Here is a 20,163-nt window from a genome sequence, read left to right on the forward strand (position 1 = left end):
TTGTTTTTGACTCGGCGTCTGTGTGCCGAACGAGGTAGCAATTGCGTGTGATATCAAATGTGGGAGCTGGCTTGCCTGCGATAGCGGCCTGTCTGCTACCCCTTATTTGGCTGATACATCGTTATCGCAGGCAAGCCAGCTCCCACACTTGATTGCATTTCAAGTTGGGAACTGGTTGCTTGCTATAAGGCTGAGTTAGAAAAAGCCCAACGGATTAATGTCGTAGCTCACCAGCAAGTTCTTGGTCTGCTGGTAGTGATCCAGCATCATCTTGTGGGTTTCACGGCCCACGCCAGACTTCTTGTAACCGCCAAACGCGGCATGCGCCGGGTACAGGTGGTAGCAGTTGGTCCACACGCGGCCAGCCTTGATCGCCCGGCCCATGCGGTAGGCGCGGTTGATATCGCGGGTCCACAGGCCAGCGCCCAGGCCGAACTCGGTGTCGTTGGCAATCGCCAGGGCTTCGGCTTCATCCTTGAAAGTGGTGATGCTCACCACCGGGCCGAAGATTTCTTCCTGGAATACGCGCATGTCGTTGGTGCCCTTGAGCAGGGTCGGCTGAATGTAATAACCGGTGGCCAGGTCGCCGGTGAGCTTCTCCACCTTGCCGCCCGTGAGCAATTGCGCGCCTTCGCCCTTGGCGATTTCCAGGTAAGACAGGATCTTGTCGAACTGCTGCTCGGACGCTTGGGCGCCGACCATGGTGTCGGTATCCAGCGGGTCGCCACGCTTGATCGACTCGACCTTTTTCATCACCACTTTCATGAAGTCGTCGTAGATCGACTCTTCCACCAGAGCACGGGAAGGGCAGGTGCACACTTCGCCCTGGTTGAAGAACGCCAGCACCAGGCCTTCGGCGGCTTTTTCGATAAATGCAGGTTCCGCTTTCATGATGTCGGCGAAGAAGATGTTCGGCGACTTGCCGCCCAACTCCACCGTAGACGGAATGATGTTCTCGGCCGCCGCATGCATGATGTGCGAGCCCACAGGCGTTGAGCCGGTGAAGGCGATCTTGGCGATGCGCTTGCTGGTGGCAAGGGCTTCGCCGGCTTCCTTGCCGAAACCGTGCACCACGTTCAGCACGCCCGGTGGCAGCAGGTCGCCGATCAGCTCCATCAGCACGCTGATGCCCAGCGGCGTTTGCTCGGCGGGCTTGAGCACCACGCAGTTACCGGCGGCCAGGGCTGGGGCGAGTTTCCAGGCGGCCATCAGCAGCGGGAAGTTCCACGGGATGATCTGGCCGACCACGCCCAGCGGCTCGTGGAAGTGGTAGGCGGCGGTGAGTTCATTGATTTCGGCGCTGCTGCCTTCCTGGGCGCGGATGCAGCCGGCGAAGTAGCGGAAGTGGTCGGCAGCCAGGGGGATGTCGGCGTTAAGGGTTTCACGCACGGCCTTGCCGTTGTCCCAGGTTTCGGTGATGGCCAGCAGTTCGAGGTTTTGCTCGATGCGATCGGCGATTTTCAGCAGCACCAGCGAACGGTCCTGGGCCGAGGTTTTGCCCCAGGCGTCCGCAGCGGCGTGGGCGGCGTCCAGCGCCTTGTCGATGTCTTTGGCGGTGGAACGCGGGAAGTCGGCTATCGGCTTGCCGTTGACCGGCGAGGTGTTGGAGAAATAGTTGCCATCGACTGGCGCCACGAATTCGCCGCCGATGTAGTTGCCGTATTTGGCCTTGAACGAAACGATGGCGCCTTCAGTACCGGGGTGTGCATAACGCATGGTGAGCATCTCCTGCTTTTATGTTTATTGGAGTACAGCGCGGCAAGCGCGTTATAAAGCGTAGAGCAAAGGTTGGGCCACTGCTGTGCGGGCCAACAAAATCAATGGGTTGGGCTTTTTCGCAAGGCGGTGCCGTGACAGGTGTGGTACAGGCGTGGTGACAGTTTGTGCCATAAGCGGTACAGCCTGTGACCGGTGGGTCGGGCCGGGATTGCAAAGGCCCAATGGCTGGGGGATGCTGGGCGTTCTCACGCAGGGAGAATAATAAGAACATGCATAACGATCATTTCAGCCGCCATGCCCAGCAAGTCCTGACCGTCACCCGTGGCCAAGAGCTTTCCCAGGGGCCGGGCAGCGACCCGTCCATCGCCCGCTCCTGGCTGCGCTGCGTGGAGGACTACCACCTCGACCCGGCGCTGACCATCGCGCCTACCGTGCTTGAACACGGGCGCCTGCTGGAAAGTCGCGAACGCCTGCGCCAGGTGCTGCACATCGCCGGCAGCGAGATGAATAGCCTGCACCAGCAACTTTCCGGTGCCGGCCATGCGGTGCTGCTCACCGATGCGCGCGGGGTGATCCTCAACTGTGTCACCGCGCCGTCGGAGCGCAAGATTTTCGAGCGCGCCGGTTTATGGTTGGGCGCTGACTGGAGCGAAGCCTGCGAAGGCACTAACGGCATCGGCACCTGCCTGGTAGAGCGGCAGTCGTTGACGATCCACCGTGACGAGCATTTTCGCGGCCGTCATACCGGGCTGACCTGTTCGGCCAGCCCGGTGTTCGATCCTCATGGTGAATTGCTGGCGGTGCTGGATGTGTCCTCGGCCCGCGAAGCCGTGTCGCGCCAAAGCCAGTTCCACACCATGGCGCTGGTGAACCTGTCGGCCAAGATGATCGAAAGTTGCTACTTCCTGCGCCACTTCGAACACCACTGGCTGTTGCGTTTTCACCTGCAGGCCGAGTCGGTCGGGTTATTCAGCGAAGGCTTGCTGGCGTTTGATGGCGAAGGGCACATTTGTGCGGTCAACCAGAGCGCCCTGAACCTGTTGGGGCAGTTGCGCGGCGGCTTGGTGGGCCAGCCGGTGGAAGCGTTTTTCGACTGCTCCCTGGATCAGTTGCTGGGGCGGGCCAGCGCAAATGCCACGGCCAGTTGGCCGCTGCGCACCCGCGATGGTCGGCCTTTATTCGCAGCGCTGCGAGGCCAGCCGCGCAGTGCGCCGGCCCCTATCATCAAGCCACAGGCGTCACGCCCATTGGGTATCTGCCTGGGCGACCCGGCGTTGCAAAATGAGCTGCGCAAGGCCTCGCGAGTGTTCGAGCGCGATGTGCCCTTGCTGATCAACGGCGAAACCGGCTGCGGTAAAGAAGCCTTCGCCAAGGCCGTGCATCAGGGCAGCCAGCGGGGCGACAAGGCCTTTATCGCGCTGAACTGTGCGGCGATTCCAGAAAACCTGATCGAGAGCGAACTGTTTGGCTATCGCGCCGGCAGTTTCACCGGCGCCCTTAAAGAAGGCATGCGCGGCAAGCTGCAACAGGCCGATGGTGGCACGCTGTTTCTCGACGAAATCGGCGACATGCCCCTGGCGTTACAAACCCGCCTGTTAAGGGTGCTGGAGGATCGCCTGGTGGTGCCTATCGGCGGCGAACCCCAAGCCGTGAACGTGCGCATCATCAGCGCCACGCACCGCAATTTGCTGGAACGGGTGGCCGATGGCAGCTTTCGTGAAGACCTGTATTACCGCTTGAACGGCTTGGAAGTCGCCCTCCCGCCGTTGCGCGAGCGCAGTGACAAGTCGCAACTGTTGGATTTCCTCTTGGCGCAGGAAGCAGGCACCGAGCAGGTGATGCTCGACGAGTCGACGCGCCAGGCCTTGTTGGCATTCCACTGGCCCGGCAACCTGCGGCAGATGCGTACTGTGTTGCGCACGGTGGTGGCACTCTGTGAGGGCGGGCGAGTCGGTCTTGAAGACTTGCCGGCGCTGATTCGCCAGGCGCGGCCGCAAGGGGCAAGGGCGGATGCGCCGTACGCTTTGCCACTGGAGAGCGCCGAGCGCCAGGCATTACTCGATGCGTTGGCGCAGCAGCGCTGGCATATGAGCCATGTGGCGGAACAGTTGGGCGTCAGTCGCAATACGCTGTATCGCAAGTTACGCAAACATGGTATTTCACGGGGCGCCATGCATTAGGGCGCGCGACAGTTGTCGGAATAACTCCGTTATTGCGGACGACTCGTTTTTGTCCCACGTCATTTAAGGTTTTTTATCGCTCTACCCGTTCACGTCGTCCCGGAACGTGGCACGTTGTTTTAAGCACTGATGGAATAAGGGCAGAGCATTAATTGCCCTTAAACACCGCTGTTTGAAACTTCTAGGGTGACAACACATGAATATTACAAGTCCAATAACGACTCCTGTGCCACAACTCCCTGTTCAACTTGATGTTACGCCCACCTCCCCACCGCAACACTCGATAACGGGCTGGGGCGAACCGATGGACCCCCCTCAGCCTGACCATGACACGCCGCCTTCTGCTCAGGAGGCCGACCAAGCGCCGAAGGTACGCAACAAGCGTGGAATCTCCTTCTTCGGACGGCGGTTCCCATTTGGAGGCGCAACCCGGCCCACGGCGCCCGTGTCTCCCACGCCATCGATCAAGGTGCCGTCGCCTGCGTCCGTGTCCCCCGGTCCATCGACCAGGGTGCCGCCCGCCCCGGTCAATCCCACTGCCACCAGGCTGCAGAACGCACTGGGTGGAAATAACCCTGGTACCAGCTCGACCGCAGCCAGTTCAAGCCAGTCGGCCTTGGATAAATTCAAGGGCGTAGTGACCAGGGGGCCTCAAACGCCCACCAGTGGCGGGGTTGTCTCCGTAAAGCCGGTGGAACCGCCCAAGATCAGTGTGGCCGATGTCACCCAGCGGCTTTTGGATGCCGACAGGCTGGTCAAGGCAGGGGTTATTTCCACCTCACCTTCAACCGGCAAGACGATCAAGGACGCGTTCATCAACGCGGGCGTCAATGGCATCGTCAGCGCGCCGATCAATGTGGGCGCATACGCCGGGTCCGTGGCCGCGGGAGAGGCGATCAAGGGCCAGTATGTACCGTCGCCATTGCCGCCGCCGCATTTGCCTGGTACTGCAAAGCCCGATCCCGCGTCTACACCGCAAGTAGCCGCGCCAACCACATCGGATACGCCAACGCCTTCGGCCACGCGCCATCTGGACCGGGTAGAAAAAGTGGTGCTGGAATTTGCCAATGTCATCATCACGCTGGCGTCGGGAAATACTGAAGACCGGCTTGCCATGGGCGACGCCTGGCCCAAGGAGCGGGGGGCACGCTTGGATAACCTTGAGCAGTTACTGAGCATTTCGGAAACCCATATGAAGCAAGTGGCCGAGGATAACGGCATTATTTTCAAACCTCACCTCGAACCAGAAACCGCCCCAGGCACGGGGGGCCGCTTAGGCGTGATAGAGCGCCGTTATCGCGCCTTGGAAAAGGCGGCTGACCGGATCATTACCCTGAAAGACGCCGAAGCCAAAAAAACCGAGGCCTCCGTTTAAGGCAGCCTTTTTGCCCGCCGGATCCTACCGGCGGGCGTTTCGCGCTCAGCTAAAGCGTGCGAACTTTCCCACCCTACGCTAACCTGCCTCGATGTTTACGAGGTCGACTATGCACATTCATATTCTGGGTATCTGCGGTACGTTCATGGGTTCGATGGCGGTTCTGGCCAAGGAGCTGGGCCATCATGTAACTGGCTCCGATGCCAATGTTTATCCCCCCATGAGCACGCAGCTACAGGCGCAAGGGATTGAGCTGACCCAAGGTTACGACCCCGCGCAATTCGACCCGGTGCCGGACCTGGTCGTGATCGGCAACGCCATGTCGCGCGGCAATCCGGCGGTGGAATACGTACTGAACAAAGGCTTGCCTTACGTCTCCGGCCCCCAGTGGCTGGCCGACCATGTGCTGCAAGGCCGTTGGGTCCTGGCAGTGGCAGGCACTCATGGCAAGACCACCACCAGCAGCATGCTCGCCTGGGTGCTGGAGCATGCGGGCATGAGCCCGGGGTTCCTGATTGGCGGCGTGCCGCAGAACTTCTCGGTATCAGCGCGCCTGGGTGAGACACCGTTTTTTGTGATCGAGGCCGACGAGTACGACAGCGCCTTTTTCGACAAGCGCTCCAAGTTCGTCCATTACCGCCCGCGCACAGCGATCCTGAATAACCTTGAGTTCGATCACGCGGATATCTTCCCCGATCTGCCGGCGATTGAGCGGCAGTTCCACCACTTGGTGCGCACCATTCCCAGCGAAGGCCTGGTCATTCATCCCACCACCGAGCCTGCGTTGCAGCGTGTGATCGACATGGGCTGCTGGACCCCGGTGCAAACCACCGGCGCGGGCGGGCAGTGGCAGGCGAGGTTGCTCAGCGAAGACGGTTCGCGGTTTGAAGTGCTGTTCGAAGGCCAACCCCAAGGCATCGTCGATTGGGGCATGACCGGCCAACACAACGTGGCCAACGCTTTGGTGAGCCTGGCTGCCGCTCGGCATGTTGGCGTGGTACCAGCCATGGGCATTGCCGCCTTGAGCGCGTTCAAGAGTGTGAAGCGGCGCATGGAGAAAGTCGCTGAAGTAAATGGAATTACCATCTACGACGACTTTGCCCACCACCCGACCGCAATTGCCACCACCCTGGATGGCCTGCGCAAGCGCGTCGGCGATGCGCAGATCATTGCCATCGTCGAGCCGCGCTCCAACTCCATGAAGCTGGGTGCGCACCGTGATGGCCTGCCCGAAAGCGTCAACGATGCCGACCAGGTGGTGTGGTATGCACCGGCCAACCTTGGCTGGGATTTGCCCGCGATTGCTGCGCTATGCACCGTGCCCTCCACAGTCTGCGATTCGTTGGAAGGCATCATTGAGCATGTGAAGTCCTTGGCCCAGGCCGGCACCCACGTGGTGGTCATGAGCAACGGCGGCTTCGGCGGCCTGCACGGCAAGCTGGCCGAGGCACTGAAATGAGCGGGCCGGAACGCATTACCCTGGCGATGACCGGCGCATCCGGTGCGCCCTATGGCCTGCGCCTGCTCGATTGCCTGGTACGTGAAGACCGTGAGGTGCATTTTCTGATCTCCAAGGCGGCGCAGTTGGTGCTGGCGACCGAGACCGATGTCGCGCTGCCGTCCAAGGTGCAGACGATGCAGGCGTTCCTTACCGAGTACACCGGTGCGGCGGCGGGGCAGATCAAGGTCTATGGCAAAGAGGACTGGATGTCGCCGGTGGCTTCAGGCTCCGGTGCGCCAGCGGCGATGGTGGTGGTGCCTTGTTCCACCGGCACCTTGTCGGCGATTGCCACGGGCGCCTGCAACAACCTGATCGAACGGGCGGCGGACGTGACCTTAAAGGAGCGCCGCCAATTGATCCTGGTGCCGCGCGAAGCGCCGTATTCGAGCATTCACCTGGAGCACATGCTCAAGTTGTCGAACATGGGCGTGACCATCCTGCCCGCGTCGCCAGGCTTCTATCACCAGCCACAGACCATCGATGACCTGGTGGACTTTGTGGTGGCGCGCATTCTCAACCTGTTGAACATTCCCCAGGACATGCTGCCACGTTGGGGTGAGCACCACTTGGGCGGCGATGAATAAAGCACTGCTGCTCTTGATGGCGCTGCAACTCACCGGCTGTGCCACCGCGCGCACGCTGGACGCGGCGCAAGCGGGCGCGCCGGTGGTGTATGCGGGCACGCGCCTGGACCTGTATGCGATCAATGGCGGTTGTTGCGCCAAGGATCGCTTTGGTGCCGAGGCCCCGAGCTCTCCCCATCTCGACCTGCCGGCCAGTGCGTTGCTCGATACCTTGTTGTTGCCACTGTCGGTGCTGACGGTGCTGGGGGTTGGCTTCAACGCCACGGGCGGGCTGTAAGATAAGGGCTACCTGGGTGGATCGTTCCCACGCTCCGCGTGGGAATGCAGTCGGGGACGCTCCGCGTCCCAAGCATGACGCAGAGCGTCATAACCGGCGTTCCCACGCAGAGCGTGGGAACGATCAGTAACAGCCCTGCATCATCACTTGCCGAGTTTGCGCAACTCGTCCGACTCCACCACCCGCACGCCATCCTGTTCTTCCAGCGCCAGGCGCCACATGGCGCGAGCCAGTTCGCAGACTTCAATACCGTGGTACTTGCCCGGGATAAGCCGTGACAGCGGGCCGGCCAACTGTTCGGCCAGGCGCGGTTCCAGTCGCTCACCCAGCAGGAGCGAGGGACGTACGATGGTCAACTGCGGCCAGTCTTGCGCTCGGAGCGCCAGTTCCATTTCCCCTTTGACCCGGTTGTAGAACACCGAGGATTTCGGGTCGGCGCCAATCGCACTGATCACGATCAGATGCCGCGCGCCCAGTTCCCGTGCGCGTTTGGCGAAGGCCACTACCATGTCCAGGTCGACCGCACGGAACGCCGCTTCCGAGCCGGCCTTTTTGATCGTGGTGCCCAGGCAGCAGAAGGCAATATCCACGCGGCCGCTCAGTTGCGGCAGGAACACCGCCGGGTCGCCTACCGGGTTTTCCAGGCGTGGATGTTCAGCCAATGGTTTGCGGCTGGGTGCCAGCACGCGGGTCACGGTAGGTTCGTTGAGCAGGCGGTCGAGCAGGTGTTCGCCAGTGAGGCCGGAGGCCCCGGCCAGCAAGATATGCTGCGGTGTCAGGTACATGGTGTTTCCCCCTTGTTACACGTTACAGCTTAGTTGCCTTTGGCTTCCTTGCTATTCATTGAGACGCTTTCGAGCGCCTTTCGTGCCTGCTGTTTACGTAATAATTGCCAATGGGCGATCACGCCCTTAGGCGCCCAGATCTGCGGTTCGGAGGCTTCGAAATTGTCCGCCTGTTCGCGTTCGGCCACGTGCAGTTGTGCCAGTTTGAAGGCGTGTTGCAAGTCATCCGTTTGGTTGAAAGCCTGTGCGAAAAGCGCATCACCGAAGTAGGTGAAGTCTGCTTCTTCCGAGCAGCCGAACGACACGCGGTCCGCGCGGGAGGCGGTCATGATCAGGGTGCGCTCATCTTTGAGCGCCGGTATGAAGCCGCCGGAATAACATGCGGAGATCACGATGACCTTGTCGCGGTTTTTCAGCGGTGCGAGCACGGCGGCCAGCTCGTCGGCGGGCAGGTCGGCCAGTTCCATGCGCGGTTGGTCGAGCACCAGCTCATGCTCATGGGTGCCATGGCTGGTCAGGTAAATGAACACCAGGTCTTCCGGCCCGGTCCGTTCGGCCAGGGTTTGTACCGAGCGGCGCAGGCTTTCGCGGGTGGCCAGGGGGCGGTCGGCGATATGGTCGCGGTGGTTGACCAGGCGCACTTGCCCGCGCGCGCCGAAGCGGGTGGCGAGCAGGTTGCTGACGTAATCGGCTTCGCGCAGGAACACGCTTTGTTTGCCGTCACCGGCCAGCACCAGGGTGTACAGTTCCACCGCCGGGGTGGACGCGGGCACGGTCGCCAGGGCGTCATCAAGCAAGCGGCCTTGGGCCAGTATGCCGGTCTCCAGTGGGTCGGGCAGCAGCTTGCCCTCGGCGTCGCGTACGCGCAGGCCATTGACCCAGGTGCCGGACTGCACGGTGCCGTCGGTGAGGACCAGGGTGCCACGGCCTTGATAGTTGTCACTGTCAAAGCCACCGATATAGAAACTGCCATCGGTGAGGTTCAGACGCCCTTCGCCGGTAAAGCGCCAGTCACTGAACTGGCCGACGTAGTGACTGCCATCAACCCCGATCAGTTCGCCTTTGCCGGTCAGCGCGCCCTCCTTGAACTGGCCGATCCATACATCGCCGTCGGCGTTCTCGTAGCGGCCTTTACCGTTGAGCTGGTTCTGCTTGAATTGGCCGACATAGATATCGCCCTCGGCGCTATTAAAGGTGCCATTGCCTTCCAGTTGGCCATCGACAAAGCGGCCGCTGAACTGGTTGCCGCTGTCGTCATTGCGCTGGCCTTCGCCATTGGGCTTGCCGTGGGCGAACTGGCCCTGATACTGGCTGCCGTCGGCCAGTTCCAGGCGGCCGAGGCCTGAATACTGGTCGTCCTGGAATTCGCCGCGATAGGTCATCTGCCCCTCTTTGAGGGTGCCTTCGCCGTTGCGTCGACCATTCTTGAAGCCGCCCACGTAGCTGCTGCCCGACGTGGTCAGGCTGCCCTGGCCATCAAACAGGCCCTGCTTGAATTCGCCTTTATAGACTTCGCCATTGCTGCCATGCCATTCGCCCTGGCCGTGCCACTGGCCTTTGTCGAACTGGCCGGCGTACCAACTGCCATTGGGGTAGTCCACACGGCCTTGGCCTTGCAGCAAACCGTTGACCACATCGCCACGGTAGCGGCCGCCATCGGGCAGGCGCGCATCGGGCGGCAACAGCGATTCGCCGTCTCCGCAAGCGGTTAGCAACAGGGCAAGGGCAAGGGGAGCGAGTGGGCGCATAGCGGGATCCGGATAATTGAGCGCCGAGTATGCCGTAGCCGGGGTGCCGAACCTAGTGGTCTATACGCAGGATCTACCACCTGTAGGAGCGGGCTTGCCCGCGAAAAACTCACAGGCACTGCATTTATTCAGCAAGCTCGCTCCTACAGAGGAAGGTGTGGTGATTATACGAAGCAGAGTGACAGCGACTCGGCAATGTAGGCCGGCTTCTCCTGGCCTTCGATTTCCAGGGTGGCCGTCGCCTTGAACAGCCATTGGCCCGGCTTTTTCTCGGTGACGTCAGTGAGGGTGACGTTCAGGCGCACCTTGGAGTTCACCTTCACCGGCTGGATAAAGCGCACGCTGTCCAGGCCGTAGTTGACGGCCATTTTCAAGCCTTCGGGCATGATCAGGATGTCTTCCATCAACTTGGGCATCAGCGACAGCGACAGGAACCCATGGGCAATGGTGCTGCCGAACGGGGTTTGCGCCGCCTTGATCGGGTCGACGTGGATGAACTGATGATCGCCGGTGGCTTCCGCGAACAGGTTGATACGCGCCTGGTCGATGATGAGCCATTCGGAACGTCCCAGTTCCTTGCCGACGTAATCTTTGAGCTGCGCTACGGGTACATAGGGCATTGCGTCTCTCCTTGGTTCATCACTTATGTGCCCGTTGATAAGGGGCGTTTTTTTTGGTTGCAGAGAACCACTGTAGATCATCACGGGCAATCAGCCCGGTCAACCCAACATGCTTTTGGCGAATGCCGGAGCATAGGGCGGGCGTGCTTATAATGCGCGCGGGATTTGAGGGGGAGAGAGCGGGATGCTGTTACGTGGCCTGACCTGGCTGGTGCTGTTTCAACTGATCGGCACCGCGATCAATCATTTGCTGGTGCCGGTGCTGCCTGGGCCAATCATCGGCTTGTTGCTGATGCTGGGCTTTCTGGTCTGGCGCGGTGAAGTCGGCGAGCCTCTGAGCCTGGCGGCCGGCAGCCTGTTGCGTTACCTGCCGCTGCTGCTGGTGCCGCCGGCCGTGGGGGTAATGGTGTACGCCAAGGACATTGTGGCGGATTTTTGGGCCATCGTCGGGGCGTTGGTGCTGTCGCTGGTGGTTGCCATGGGCTTTGTCGGCGTGCTGATGCAGCAGATGGTCAAGCGCAAGGAGAAGGACCAATGATCCTCGACTGGCAGGGCGCCTGGACGGCGGTCATTCATCACCCGTTGTTCGGTATCGGTATCACCCTGGGCGCCTATCAGCTGGTGCTGGCGGGGTTCGAGAAAACCCGCTGGATCTTCCTGCAGCCGGTGCTGGTGTCGATGTTGCTGGTGATCGGCGTGCTGCTCACCTGCGGGCTGAGCTACGCCGAATACCGCGAGAGCACCGAGATCATGGGCATCCTGCTGGGGCCTGCGACCGTGGCCCTGGCGGTGCCGCTTTATCTGAACCTGCGACGGATTCGCCAATTGTTCTGGCCGATTTTTACTACGCTGGTGGTAGGCGGGGTATTGGCCACTGGTCTTTGTGTGGCGTTGGGGTGGTGGTTCGGGGCTGAACACCGGGTGCTGATGACCATGGCGCCCAAGTCGGTGACCTCGCCGATTGCCATGCTGGTGGCCGAGCAGATCGGCGGCGTGGCGGCCTTGGCGGCGGTGTTCGTGTTGATCACTGGGGTGGTCGGCGCGATGATCGGCCCAGCGCTCTTGTCACGGCTGGGAGTGCGCAGCCCCGAAGCGCGCGGCATGGCTTTGGGCATGACCGCCCACGCCGTCGGCACTTCGGTGGCCCTGCAGGAAAGCGAAGAATGCGGCGCCTTCGCGGCGCTGGCCATGAGTTTGATGGGCGTGGCCACGGCGGTGTTCCTACCGTTGGCGGTGTCGGTCATTGTTTAACCCAGGTTTAAGGAAACCGTTATGAGTCTGGCGCTATTCCCCCTCAACACTGTGCTGTTCCCGGGCTGCATCCTCGACTTGCAGATATTTGAGGCGCGCTACCTGGACATGATCGGCCGTTGCATGAAAAAGGGCGAAGGCTTTGGTGTGGTGTGCATCCTGGATGGCTCAGAGGTGGGCGCGGCCCCTGACGGCTATGCGCTTGTCGGTTGTGAAGCGCTGATTCGTGACTTCAAGCAGCAGGATAACGGCCTGCTGGGCATTCGCGTCGAAGGTGGCCGTCGATTCCGCGTGCGTGAGGCCGACGTGCAGAAAGACCAATTGCTGGTGGCCCAAGTGCAATGGTTGCAAGAGTTGCCGGACCCGCCGCTGGGCGAAGAGGACGCCGACTTGCTGGCGTTGCTTGAGGCCCTGGCCGAGCACCCGATGGTGGCCTCGCTGGACATGGGCGGCCACGCCGAAGGCCAGCAAGCCCTGGGCAATCAATTGGCCTATCTGTTGCCGTTTACCGAAGCCGACAAGATCGACTTGCTGCAACTGGACGACCCACAGCAACGGCTGGATGCGATCCAGATGTTGCTCGATGAACTGCAGGGTGAGCTGTTCACCTGAGGTTCGGATTTGCCTGACAGCGCTTTCAGACTTTGCTCGGTCGTCTCCACGGTGTCGCCTGCACTATTTTCCGATCACACAACAATGATCGGAGATAACCATGATTCGGCTGACACCCTCGGAACAAGTCGCGTGGGACGCTTATTTTGTCAGCGTGACCACGCAGTTACTCCAGCAGCAAGCCACGCGGGGCGCGGAGTACATTGCCGAGCGCGCCGCCGAAGTGGCTGATGAGATGTTACTGGAGCGCCGCGAACGTTGCGTTGAACGGCGCAGCGCCTCCGTGGACTGGATCGGCCCGGCCAAGGGTCAGTAGGCGTACCTGAGCAGGGCGTGGGGCGTGCCGGTAAAGGCGATAAAACCGAGCACGGCCACCACGGCGGGCAGCACCAGCCACCAGGCTTTTTGCGACATGGCTGGCAATGGGCTGCGGTACTGGATAGCCGTCAGGCTGAACGCACACACGGTCATCGCCAGCAACGTGCCGGCCAGGATGTCCGTCGGCCAGTGGGCGCCCAGGTACACCCGTGACAAGGCAATGAACGCCGCCGGAATGCAGCCCAGCAGCATCCAGGTCAGGCGCAGCCGCGTGGGTTGACCGCGACCGGCCAATACCGCGAGCGCCAGGAAGAAGGCAAAGGCACCGGAGGCATGGCCGCTGGGCATGCTGAAGCTGGTCAGCGGGTCGGTGAGGATTTCCGGGCGGCCCCGGGCGAAAAACAGCTTGGTGCCGGTGTTGATCACTGCCGCGCCAGCGAGGGTGGCGCCGACAAACACCGCGTGGCGCCACTGCCGTGCCAACAGCAACAGGCCAGTGAACACCGCGCTGGCGAAGAACATCTTCTTGAACTCACCCAGTTGGGTGACCCGTACCATCACTTCGTCCAGCCACGGGCTGCGATGCTCTTGCACCAGGGCGCTCAGGCCCTGGTCGAAGTTGTTGAGATGGGGGTAGCCGATAAACAGCGCGATCAACAACACCAGGCTGGCGCAACCGATCCACAAGGTGGCGCGCCGATGCCCGCGCCAACTGCTGTTCAAACTCAGCCCCAGCAGCACCGCCAGGCACGCCGCGATAATCGCCGCTTCCGGCCAGAAGCCTTCCGGCAACGGTAGGCGGAACGCGGCGCCGGCAGCCCAGCCCGGCAGCAGATAGGCCACGGTCCAACCCGCTGCGGCAATGATGCTCACAGCGGCAAAGCGCGGGAAGGGCATGTCGCACATGCCGGCGACCATGGGCAGCATGGGACGCAATGGGCCAATGAAACGTCCGACCAACAGGCTGGCGATCCCGTACTTGTGGAAGTAGGTTTCTGCGCCGTTCATCCATTCAGGATGCTGGCGCAGGCCGGGCAGGCGCCGGATGTTCTGATGGAAATGGCGGCCCAGATAATAGGAAACGCCGTCGCCCAATAAGCCACCGAGGAAGCCCAGCAGCAGGGTTTCACTCAGCGACAGCGCACCGCTGCCAGCCAGCGCAGCGATTGCAAACAGCAATACCGTGCCTGGCACGATCAACCCGGCAATCGCCAGACACTCCACACACGCGACAATAAACACCGCCGCTGCCAGCCATTGTGGGTTGAGGGTCAACCAGCCGGTGATGCTATCGAGCCATTGGCCCATACAATCCACTCCATGCATACAAAACAGAATTTGAGGCGGTGAAATTCAACTGTGGGAGCTGGCTTGCCTGCGATGGCTGCGGCATGGCCAGCATTGAAGTTGCCTGGCCCACTGCTATCGCAGGCAAGCCAGCTCCCACATGGGATGTGTCGCGCGTTAAATCAAAAAATAATCCCGGCCTTCGACCTGCCCCCGACGCATCGGGTTCCGCGTGCAATAAGGCGCATAGCCAGCATCGACGAAGCGGTACATCAAGTGTTCATCGCGCCCACTGGGGATGCCCAGGCGTGTGGTCTGGATAATCTGCGTGGGCACCTGGCCCACGTCTTCGACATACAGCAGTTCCTGATCGAAGCGCTTGGCGTCCCACATCGGCACTTTCAGGTCCAGGGCCTTGCACAGCAGCGTCTGGCCCGCACAGAGTTTCTGCGAGGGGCGTGGGCTGCCATCGGGGTTGGGGTTGTTCAACAGCATCTGCGCCAGGCTCGCCGCGCCGGAAATGTCGTCGACCCAGGGATAGGCCGATTTGATCAGCACGGCATTGCCCGGGCCGTGAGCGCTGAAGTTCAACGAATCACCGCCACGGGCGTAGTACATGTAGATATGGCCACCATCCAGAAACAAAGCCTTACGCTTTTCTGTGTAGCCGAGTGAGGCGTGGCTGCCTTTTTCGGCCACGTAATAGGCTTCGGTTTCAATAATTCGCGCCGAAAGCCAGAGATCGCCCACACGATGACGAATGACTTTTCCGAGTAATTCGCGCGCAAGCAGTTGGGCATCGCGGTCGAAGAAGCTATCGGGCAGGGGGCTGGCGGGAAGTTGGGGCGAAAAATCGGGCATGGCGGTCAAGGGTTGATACGGCTAAATGTGACCGAATCATAACAACTCTCAGCTTAATTACGCCTGAACCTGGGGTTTTTACAGTTCATTTCGACCATCCGCCCCTCACCGCTGTCAGTCGGGCGGCGTCACAGCTATAATCTGCCGCTTTCCTCTTTGCCAAGACTCCCTGACCATGACTGAGTCCGTTCTTGACTACATGACCCGCCTGGGTCGCGCTGCCCGGCAGGCCTCGCGGTTGATCGCCCGTGCGAGCACCGCGCAGAAGAACCGTGCGCTGCTGGCGGCTGCCGATGCTCTGGATGCTTCGCGCTCCGAGCTGACCGCCGCCAACGAACTGGACCTGGCCAATGGGCGCGCTAATGGCCTGGAGCCAGCCTTGCTGGACCGCCTGGCGCTGACCCCGGTACGTATCGACGACATGATCGAAGGCCTGCGTCAGGTGGCCAAGCTGCCTGACCCCATCGGTGAAATTCGCGACATGCGTTACCTGCCGTCCGGCATCCAGGTGGGCAAGATGCGCGTGCCCCTGGGCGTGATCGGCATTATCTATGAGTCGCGCCCGAACGTGACCATCGACGCCGCGAGCCTGTGCCTCAAGTCAGGCAACGCTACCATCCTGCGTGGCGGTTCCGAGGCGATCAACTCCAACCGCGCCATCGCCGCCTGCATCCAGCAGGGCCTGGCCGTGGCCGAGTTGCCAGCCGAAGTGGTGCAAGTGGTGGAAACCACCGACCGTGCTGCCGTGGGCGCGCTGATTACCATGCCGGAATTCGTCGACGTGATTGTGCCTCGTGGTGGCAAGAGCCTGATCGAGCGCGTCAGCCGCGATGCCAAGGTGCCAGTTATCAAGCACCTGGACGGCGTCTGCCATGTGTTCATCGACATCGCCGCCGACCTCGACAAGGCGATCCGCATTGCCGACAACGCCAAGACTCACCGCTACGCGCCGTGCAACACTATGGAAACCCTGCTGGTGCACGTCGGCATTGCCGAGCGCGTGCTGCCGCCGCTGGCCGCCATCTACCGTGACAAGTCGGTAGAACTGCGCGGTTGCGAGCGCACCCGTGCGCTGCTGGGCGCGGACGTCATCGAGGCGACCGAGCAGGACTGGTACACCGAGTACACGGCCCCGATCCTGTCGATCCGCATCGTCGACGACCTGGACCAGGCCATCGAACACATCAATACCTATGGCTCCAAGCACACCGACGCCATCGTTTCCGAGCATTTCAGCGATGCCCGGCGTTTCCTCAACGAAGTGGATTCCGCTTCGGTGATGGTCAACGCCTCGACGCGTTTTGCCGACGGCTTCGAGTACGGCCTGGGGGCGGAGATCGGTATTTCCACCGACAAGCTCCACGCACGCGGCCCGGTGGGCCTCGAAGGGCTGACCAGCGAGAAGTACGTGGTGTTTGGCGACGGTCATGTGCGCACTTGATGACTAAACGCATCGGGCTGCTCGGCGGTACTTTCGACCCCGTGCACATCGGCCATTTGCGCAGTGCCCTGGAAGTTGCGGATGCCCTTGCGCTGGATGAGCTGCGCCTGCTGCCCAATTTTCGGCCGCCCCATCGCGACACGCCGCAGGTGGCCGCAGAACAACGCCTGGAAATGGTGCGTGTTGCCGTAGAAGGTATATCGCCGCTGGTGGTGGACGATCGCGAACTCAAGCGCGATAAACCGTCCTACACTATCGACACCCTGGAGCTGATGCGCGCCGAATTGGCCGCAGATGACCCACTGTTTCTGCTTTTGGGCTGGGACGCATTTTGCGGCCTGCCCTCTTGGCACCGCTGGGAGGAACTCCTCCAGCATTGCCACATCCTGGTTTTGCAACGCCCGGATGCCGACAGCGAACCGCCGGATGCCTTGCGCAACCTGCTGGCCGCGCGGTCGGTAAGTGACCCCTTGGCCCTGACCGGGCCGAACGGGAATATTGCATTCGTCTGGCAGACCCCGCTTGCGGTGTCCGCCACCCAGATCCGTCAACTGCTGGCCAGCGGGAAGTCGGTACGTTTCCTGGTGCCTGACGCGGTCCTGGCCTACATCGATGCGCACGGGCTTTACCGTGCGTCGAACTGAAAAGGCGCGCTTGAACGCACGAACTGTGCAGCAAGCGCCCGAACATACGAGCAAAACGAGTTTTATATGACGAACAAAGACGTAAGCAAAGTTAAGCGCAAAGGCACCTTCAAAAGCGCGCCGCTGCCGGTTGAAGCCCATGTTGGCCCGGAACTGGCTGGCGAAGAGCTGGTGAAAGTCGCCGTGGCTGCCCTGGAAGACGTTAAAGCCCAGGACATCCAGGTGCTGGACGTGCGCGATAAGCAGAGCATCACCGACTTCATGATCATCGCCACTGGTACCTCCAACCGCCAGATCGGCGCGATGCTGGACAAGGTTCGCGAAGCCGTCAAAGCCAAGGGCGTCAAGCCACTGGGTGAAGAAGGCAAGGGCGACAGCGACTGGGTGCTGCTGGACATGGACGATGTGATCGTTCACATGATGACCTCCAACGCTCGCCAGTTCTACGACCTGGAGCGTCTGTGGAAAGGCGCCGAGCAGAGCCGTGCTGCCGATGGCAAGCACCACAGCCCGGAAGTGGGCCACGCGCACTTCGACAAGCTCAACAAAGACCAGGAATAAGGAACGGCTGTGCGCCTGCGTCTGATCGCTGTCGGTTCACGCATGCCCAAGTGGGTGGAAGAAGGCTGGCACGAATATGCCAAGCGTCTGCCCGCTGAGCTGTCGCTTGAGCTGGTGGAAATACCGCTCAATACCCGGGGCAAGAACGCCGACGTGGCGCGCTTTATCCGCCAGGAAGGCGAAGCCATGCTGGCCAAGGTCGGCCCCAATGAGCGCATCGTCACCCTTGAAGTGCACGGCAAGCCCTGGAGCACCGAGCAACTGGCGGTGGAGCTGGATCGCTGGCGCCTGGATTCGCGCACGGTCAATTTCATGGTCGGCGGCCCGGAAGGGCTGGCGCCGGAAGTCTGTGCGCGGGCCGATCAGCGCTGGTCGCTGTCGGCGCTGACGTTGCCGCACCCGTTGGTAAGGATTCTGATCGGTGAACAGCTGTATCGCGCCTGGACAGTTCTGTCCGGGCACCCTTACCACAAATAGCCTGCGCCGCCCCCGATGACCCAACCGATCCGCATCAAGGACCACGAGAAAGACGCACGTCTGGTACGCGCGCGGGTGGTGTTCGGTGCTGTCTTGGTGGTGGTGCTGATGTGCGTGCTGATTGCGCGGCTGTATTTCCTCCAGGTGATCCAGTACGACTATCACTCCACACTGTCGGAAAACAACCGGGTGCATGTGCAGCCGATTCCGCCGACCCGTGGGCTGATCTTCGACCGCAATGGCGTAGTGGTTGCCGATAACCGGCCCAGCTTCAGCCTGAGCATGACCCGTGAACGCTCCGGCGATTGGAAGCAGGTGCTCGATGTCATCGTCGAGGTGCTGCAACTGACGCCGGAAGACCGGGCCGTCTTCGAGAAGCGCATGCGGCAGGGGCGCCGGCCGTTCGAGCCGGTGCCGATCCTGTTCGAGCTGACCGAAGAGCAGATCGCCCGGATTGCGGTGAACCAGTTCCGCCTGCCGGGTGTGGAAGTGGTGGCGCAGTTGGTGCGGCATTACCCGCAAGGGCCCCACTTTGCCCACTCCGTTGGCTACATGGGGCGGATCAACGAGAAAGAGCTGAAAACCCTCGACCCGATCAACTACAGCGGCACCCATCATATCGGCAAAACCGGCATCGAGCGTTTCTACGAGGCCGAGTTGCATGGCCAGGTAGGTAACGAGGAAGTCGAGACCAATGCGCGTGGCCGCGTATTGCGCGTGCTCAAGCGCACCGATCCGGTACCGGGCAAGGACATTGTCCTGAGCCTGGACATCAAGTTGCAGGAAGCTGCCGAGATGGCCTTGGGCGGTCGGCGAGGTGCCGTAGTGGCGCTGGACCCGAAGACTGGCGAAGTGCTGGCGATGGTCAGCCAGCCCAGCTTCGACCCCAACCCGTTTGTGACGGGCATCAGCTTCAAGGCCTACGCCGAGCTGCGTGACTCCATCGACCGGCCACTGTTCAACCGTGTGTTGCGCGGCCTGTACCCACCGGGCTCGACCATCAAGCCAGCGGTGGCGATTGCCGGCCTGGATGCTGGCGTGGTCACGGCCTCAAGCCGGGTGTACGACCCTGGCTACTACATGCTGCCCAACTACGACCACAAGTATCGTAACTGGAACCGCTCCGGTGACGGCTATGTCGATTTGGACACCGCGATTATGCGCTCCAACGACACCTATTTTTACGACCTGGCCCACAAGCTGGGGATTGATCGGCTATCTGCCTACATGGGCAAGTTCGGCCTCGGTCAGAAAGTCTCCTTGGACATGTTCGAAGAATCCCCTGGCCTGATGCCATCGCGGGAGTGGAAGCGTGCGACCCGCCGCCAGGCGTGGTTCCCTGGCGAAACCCTGATCCTGGGTATCGGCCAGGGCTATATGCAAGCCACTCCGCTGCAACTGGCCCAGGCCACGGCGCTGGTGGCGAACAAAGGCGTGTGGAACCGACCGCATCTGGCCAGGACCATCGAAGGCGAAAAGCCGGTGGACGACAACCCGATTCCGGACATCGTGCTGCGTGACCCGTCCGACTGGACCAAGGTCAACCACGGCATGCAGCAGGTGATGCACGGCGCTCGCGGCACCGCGCGCAAGGCGGCGGTCGGCGCGCAGTACCGCATTGCCGGCAAGAGTGGTACGGCCCAGGTGGTCGCAATCAAGCAGGGCGAAAAGTATGACCGCTCCAAGGTGCAGGAGCGCCACCGCGACCACGCCTTGTTTGTCGGCTTTGCGCCGGCGGAAGACCCGAAAATCGTGGTGGCAGTGATGGTCGAGAACGGCGAGTCCGGCTCCGGCGTCGCGGCCCCAGTGGTACGCCAGGTGATGGACGCCTGGCTGCTGGCCGACGATGGCCGGCTCAAGCCCGAGTATGGCGGCCCCCCTTCAAGCCCCGAGGTTACGGCCCGTGAAGAGTAATTTTGACC

21 protein-coding genes are annotated in these 20,163 nt (G+C 61.5%); 14 read left to right on the forward strand and 7 right to left on the reverse strand.

From position 1 onward, the window contains the following. Positions 1-195: 195 nt before the first annotated feature. A complete protein-coding gene (exaC, locus tag JMV15_RS16560) occupies positions 196-1,716 on the reverse strand; it encodes an acetaldehyde dehydrogenase ExaC (RefSeq protein ID WP_005791797.1) in 1,521 nt (506 codons plus the stop codon). 272 nt (positions 1,717-1,988) lie between these two features. On the opposite strand from exaC, the gene JMV15_RS16565 reads away from it, so the two are divergent. After that, entirely contained in the window at positions 1,989-3,899 is a 1,911-nt protein-coding gene (locus JMV15_RS16565) for a sigma-54-dependent Fis family transcriptional regulator (RefSeq protein ID WP_014720101.1), read from the forward strand. Positions 3,900-4,244: 345 nt separating this feature from the next. Here the strand turns inward: JMV15_RS16565 and JMV15_RS28385 are convergent, their stop codons facing one another. Continuing rightward, the gene (locus JMV15_RS28385; protein ID WP_235991956.1) at positions 4,245-4,529 is read right to left on the reverse strand and encodes a hypothetical protein; all 285 of its coding nucleotides are present in this window, start codon (positions 4,527-4,529) and stop codon (positions 4,245-4,247) included. Between JMV15_RS28385 and JMV15_RS28390 the strand changes: the two genes are divergently transcribed. From JMV15_RS28390 to JMV15_RS16585, 4 genes are all read left to right on the forward strand, one after another. Beyond that, the gene (locus JMV15_RS28390) at positions 4,516-5,274 is read left to right on the forward strand and encodes a hypothetical protein (RefSeq protein ID WP_235991957.1); all 759 of its coding nucleotides are present in this window, start codon (positions 4,516-4,518) and stop codon (positions 5,272-5,274) included. The two genes, JMV15_RS28385 and JMV15_RS28390, sit on opposite strands and share 14 nt — an antisense overlap. 109 nt (positions 5,275-5,383) lie before the next feature. Continuing rightward, complete coding sequence (gene mpl / locus JMV15_RS16575) at positions 5,384-6,733, forward strand: UDP-N-acetylmuramate:L-alanyl-gamma-D-glutamyl-meso-diaminopimelate ligase (protein ID WP_020301976.1); 1,350 nt, start codon at positions 5,384-5,386, stop codon at positions 6,731-6,733. Continuing rightward, the gene (gene ubiX, locus JMV15_RS16580) at positions 6,730-7,359 is read left to right on the forward strand and encodes a flavin prenyltransferase UbiX (protein ID WP_003194503.1); all 630 of its coding nucleotides are present in this window, start codon (positions 6,730-6,732) and stop codon (positions 7,357-7,359) included. Before mpl ends, ubiX begins: the two co-directional genes overlap by 4 nt. After that, positions 7,352-7,636 (forward strand): YceK/YidQ family lipoprotein, encoded by a 285-nt coding sequence (locus JMV15_RS16585; protein WP_014720097.1) that lies wholly within the window; start codon positions 7,352-7,354, stop codon positions 7,634-7,636. The genes ubiX and JMV15_RS16585 overlap by 8 nt, the downstream gene beginning before the upstream one ends. A gap of 143 nt (positions 7,637-7,779) precedes the next feature. On the opposite strand, the gene JMV15_RS16590 is transcribed toward JMV15_RS16585, so the two are convergent. From JMV15_RS16590 to JMV15_RS16600, 3 genes are all read right to left on the reverse strand, one after another. After that, positions 7,780-8,421, reverse strand: a complete 642-nt coding sequence (locus tag JMV15_RS16590) for an oxidoreductase (protein ID WP_014720096.1) — start codon at positions 8,419-8,421, stop codon at positions 7,780-7,782. Between the two features lie 29 nt (positions 8,422-8,450). Beyond that, entirely contained in the window at positions 8,451-10,169 is a 1,719-nt protein-coding gene (locus tag JMV15_RS16595; RefSeq protein ID WP_019818759.1) for a C13 family peptidase, read from the reverse strand. A 164-nt stretch (positions 10,170-10,333) separates the two neighbouring features. Beyond that, positions 10,334-10,789: a MaoC family dehydratase gene (locus tag JMV15_RS16600; RefSeq protein WP_019818757.1), complete on the reverse strand. Its 456-nt coding sequence runs from the start codon at positions 10,787-10,789 to the stop codon at positions 10,334-10,336. Between the two features lie 184 nt (positions 10,790-10,973). Between JMV15_RS16600 and JMV15_RS16605 the strand changes: the two genes are divergently transcribed. From JMV15_RS16605 to JMV15_RS16620, 4 genes are all read left to right on the forward strand, one after another. Next, positions 10,974-11,327 (forward strand): CidA/LrgA family protein, encoded by a 354-nt coding sequence (locus tag JMV15_RS16605; protein WP_014720093.1) that lies wholly within the window; start codon positions 10,974-10,976, stop codon positions 11,325-11,327. Further along, complete coding sequence (locus JMV15_RS16610; RefSeq protein WP_014720092.1) at positions 11,324-12,040, forward strand: LrgB family protein; 717 nt, start codon at positions 11,324-11,326, stop codon at positions 12,038-12,040. The genes JMV15_RS16605 and JMV15_RS16610 overlap by 4 nt, the downstream gene beginning before the upstream one ends. A 21-nt stretch (positions 12,041-12,061) precedes the next feature. Beyond that, on the forward strand, positions 12,062-12,652 hold the full coding sequence (locus tag JMV15_RS16615) for an LON peptidase substrate-binding domain-containing protein (RefSeq protein WP_014720091.1): 591 nt from the start codon (positions 12,062-12,064) through the stop codon (positions 12,650-12,652). Between the two features lie 100 nt (positions 12,653-12,752). After that, positions 12,753-12,968, forward strand: a complete 216-nt coding sequence (locus JMV15_RS16620) for a hypothetical protein (protein ID WP_019818751.1) — start codon at positions 12,753-12,755, stop codon at positions 12,966-12,968. On the opposite strand, the gene JMV15_RS16625 is transcribed toward JMV15_RS16620, so the two are convergent. Beyond that, entirely contained in the window at positions 12,962-14,278 is a 1,317-nt protein-coding gene (locus JMV15_RS16625) for a bifunctional DedA family/phosphatase PAP2 family protein (RefSeq protein WP_003194486.1), read from the reverse strand. The genes JMV15_RS16620 and JMV15_RS16625 overlap by 7 nt on opposite strands. Before the next feature lie 156 nt (positions 14,279-14,434). Then, positions 14,435-15,118, reverse strand: a complete 684-nt coding sequence (locus tag JMV15_RS16630; RefSeq protein WP_038451637.1) for a DNA-3-methyladenine glycosylase — start codon at positions 15,116-15,118, stop codon at positions 14,435-14,437. A 175-nt stretch (positions 15,119-15,293) separates the two neighbouring features. On the opposite strand from JMV15_RS16630, the gene JMV15_RS16635 reads away from it, so the two are divergent. The 5 genes from JMV15_RS16635 to mrdA all read left to right on the forward strand — a co-directional run bounded on the left by JMV15_RS16635 (position 15,294) and on the right by mrdA (position 20,155). After that, the gene (locus JMV15_RS16635; protein WP_014720087.1) at positions 15,294-16,559 is read left to right on the forward strand and encodes a glutamate-5-semialdehyde dehydrogenase; all 1,266 of its coding nucleotides are present in this window, start codon (positions 15,294-15,296) and stop codon (positions 16,557-16,559) included. Then, positions 16,559-17,203, forward strand: coding sequence for a nicotinate-nucleotide adenylyltransferase (gene nadD, locus JMV15_RS16640; RefSeq protein ID WP_003194480.1), 645 nt, complete (start codon positions 16,559-16,561; stop codon positions 17,201-17,203). Before JMV15_RS16635 ends, nadD begins: the two co-directional genes overlap by 1 nt. Before the next feature lie 66 nt (positions 17,204-17,269). Beyond that, positions 17,270-17,764, forward strand: coding sequence for a ribosome silencing factor (gene rsfS, locus JMV15_RS16645; RefSeq protein WP_201491801.1), 495 nt, complete (start codon positions 17,270-17,272; stop codon positions 17,762-17,764). Between the two features lie 9 nt (positions 17,765-17,773). Beyond that, positions 17,774-18,241, forward strand: coding sequence for a 23S rRNA (pseudouridine(1915)-N(3))-methyltransferase RlmH (gene rlmH / locus JMV15_RS16650; protein WP_003176297.1), 468 nt, complete (start codon positions 17,774-17,776; stop codon positions 18,239-18,241). Positions 18,242-18,256: 15 nt separating this feature from the next. Continuing rightward, entirely contained in the window at positions 18,257-20,155 is a 1,899-nt protein-coding gene (mrdA, locus tag JMV15_RS16655) for a penicillin-binding protein 2 (RefSeq protein WP_014720086.1), read from the forward strand. Positions 20,156-20,163: the final 8 nt, after the last annotated feature.

The organism is Pseudomonas paracarnis (assembly GCF_904063055.1).
Lineage (GTDB): Bacteria > Pseudomonadota > Gammaproteobacteria > Pseudomonadales > Pseudomonadaceae > Aquipseudomonas > Aquipseudomonas paracarnis.

Coding starts and splice junctions, on each gene's coding strand:
- JMV15_RS16615 (WP_014720091.1), top strand. CDS start 12,062: ATGAGTCTGGCGCTATTCCCCCTCAACACTGTGCTGTTCCCGGGCTGC.
- JMV15_RS16590 (WP_014720096.1), bottom strand. CDS start 8,421: ATGTACCTGACACCGCAGCATATCTTGCTGGCCGGGGCCTCCGGCCTC.
- mrdA (WP_014720086.1), top strand. CDS start 18,257: ATGACCCAACCGATCCGCATCAAGGACCACGAGAAAGACGCACGTCTG.
- JMV15_RS16625 (WP_003194486.1), bottom strand. CDS start 14,278: ATGGGCCAATGGCTCGATAGCATCACCGGCTGGTTGACCCTCAACCCA.
- JMV15_RS16620 (WP_019818751.1), top strand. CDS start 12,753: ATGATTCGGCTGACACCCTCGGAACAAGTCGCGTGGGACGCTTATTTT.
- JMV15_RS16605 (WP_014720093.1), top strand. CDS start 10,974: ATGCTGTTACGTGGCCTGACCTGGCTGGTGCTGTTTCAACTGATCGGC.
- JMV15_RS16585 (WP_014720097.1), top strand. CDS start 7,352: ATGAATAAAGCACTGCTGCTCTTGATGGCGCTGCAACTCACCGGCTGT.
- JMV15_RS16630 (WP_038451637.1), bottom strand. CDS start 15,118: ATGCCCGATTTTTCGCCCCAACTTCCCGCCAGCCCCCTGCCCGATAGC.
- exaC (WP_005791797.1), bottom strand. CDS start 1,716: ATGCGTTATGCACACCCCGGTACTGAAGGCGCCATCGTTTCGTTCAAG.
- ubiX (WP_003194503.1), top strand. CDS start 6,730: ATGAGCGGGCCGGAACGCATTACCCTGGCGATGACCGGCGCATCCGGT.
- JMV15_RS16610 (WP_014720092.1), top strand. CDS start 11,324: ATGATCCTCGACTGGCAGGGCGCCTGGACGGCGGTCATTCATCACCCG.
- mpl (WP_020301976.1), top strand. CDS start 5,384: ATGCACATTCATATTCTGGGTATCTGCGGTACGTTCATGGGTTCGATG.
- JMV15_RS16600 (WP_019818757.1), bottom strand. CDS start 10,789: ATGCCCTATGTACCCGTAGCGCAGCTCAAAGATTACGTCGGCAAGGAA.
- nadD (WP_003194480.1), top strand. CDS start 16,559: ATGACTAAACGCATCGGGCTGCTCGGCGGTACTTTCGACCCCGTGCAC.
- JMV15_RS16635 (WP_014720087.1), top strand. CDS start 15,294: ATGACTGAGTCCGTTCTTGACTACATGACCCGCCTGGGTCGCGCTGCC.
- rsfS (WP_201491801.1), top strand. CDS start 17,270: ATGACGAACAAAGACGTAAGCAAAGTTAAGCGCAAAGGCACCTTCAAA.
- JMV15_RS16565 (WP_014720101.1), top strand. CDS start 1,989: ATGCATAACGATCATTTCAGCCGCCATGCCCAGCAAGTCCTGACCGTC.
- JMV15_RS16595 (WP_019818759.1), bottom strand. CDS start 10,169: ATGCGCCCACTCGCTCCCCTTGCCCTTGCCCTGTTGCTAACCGCTTGC.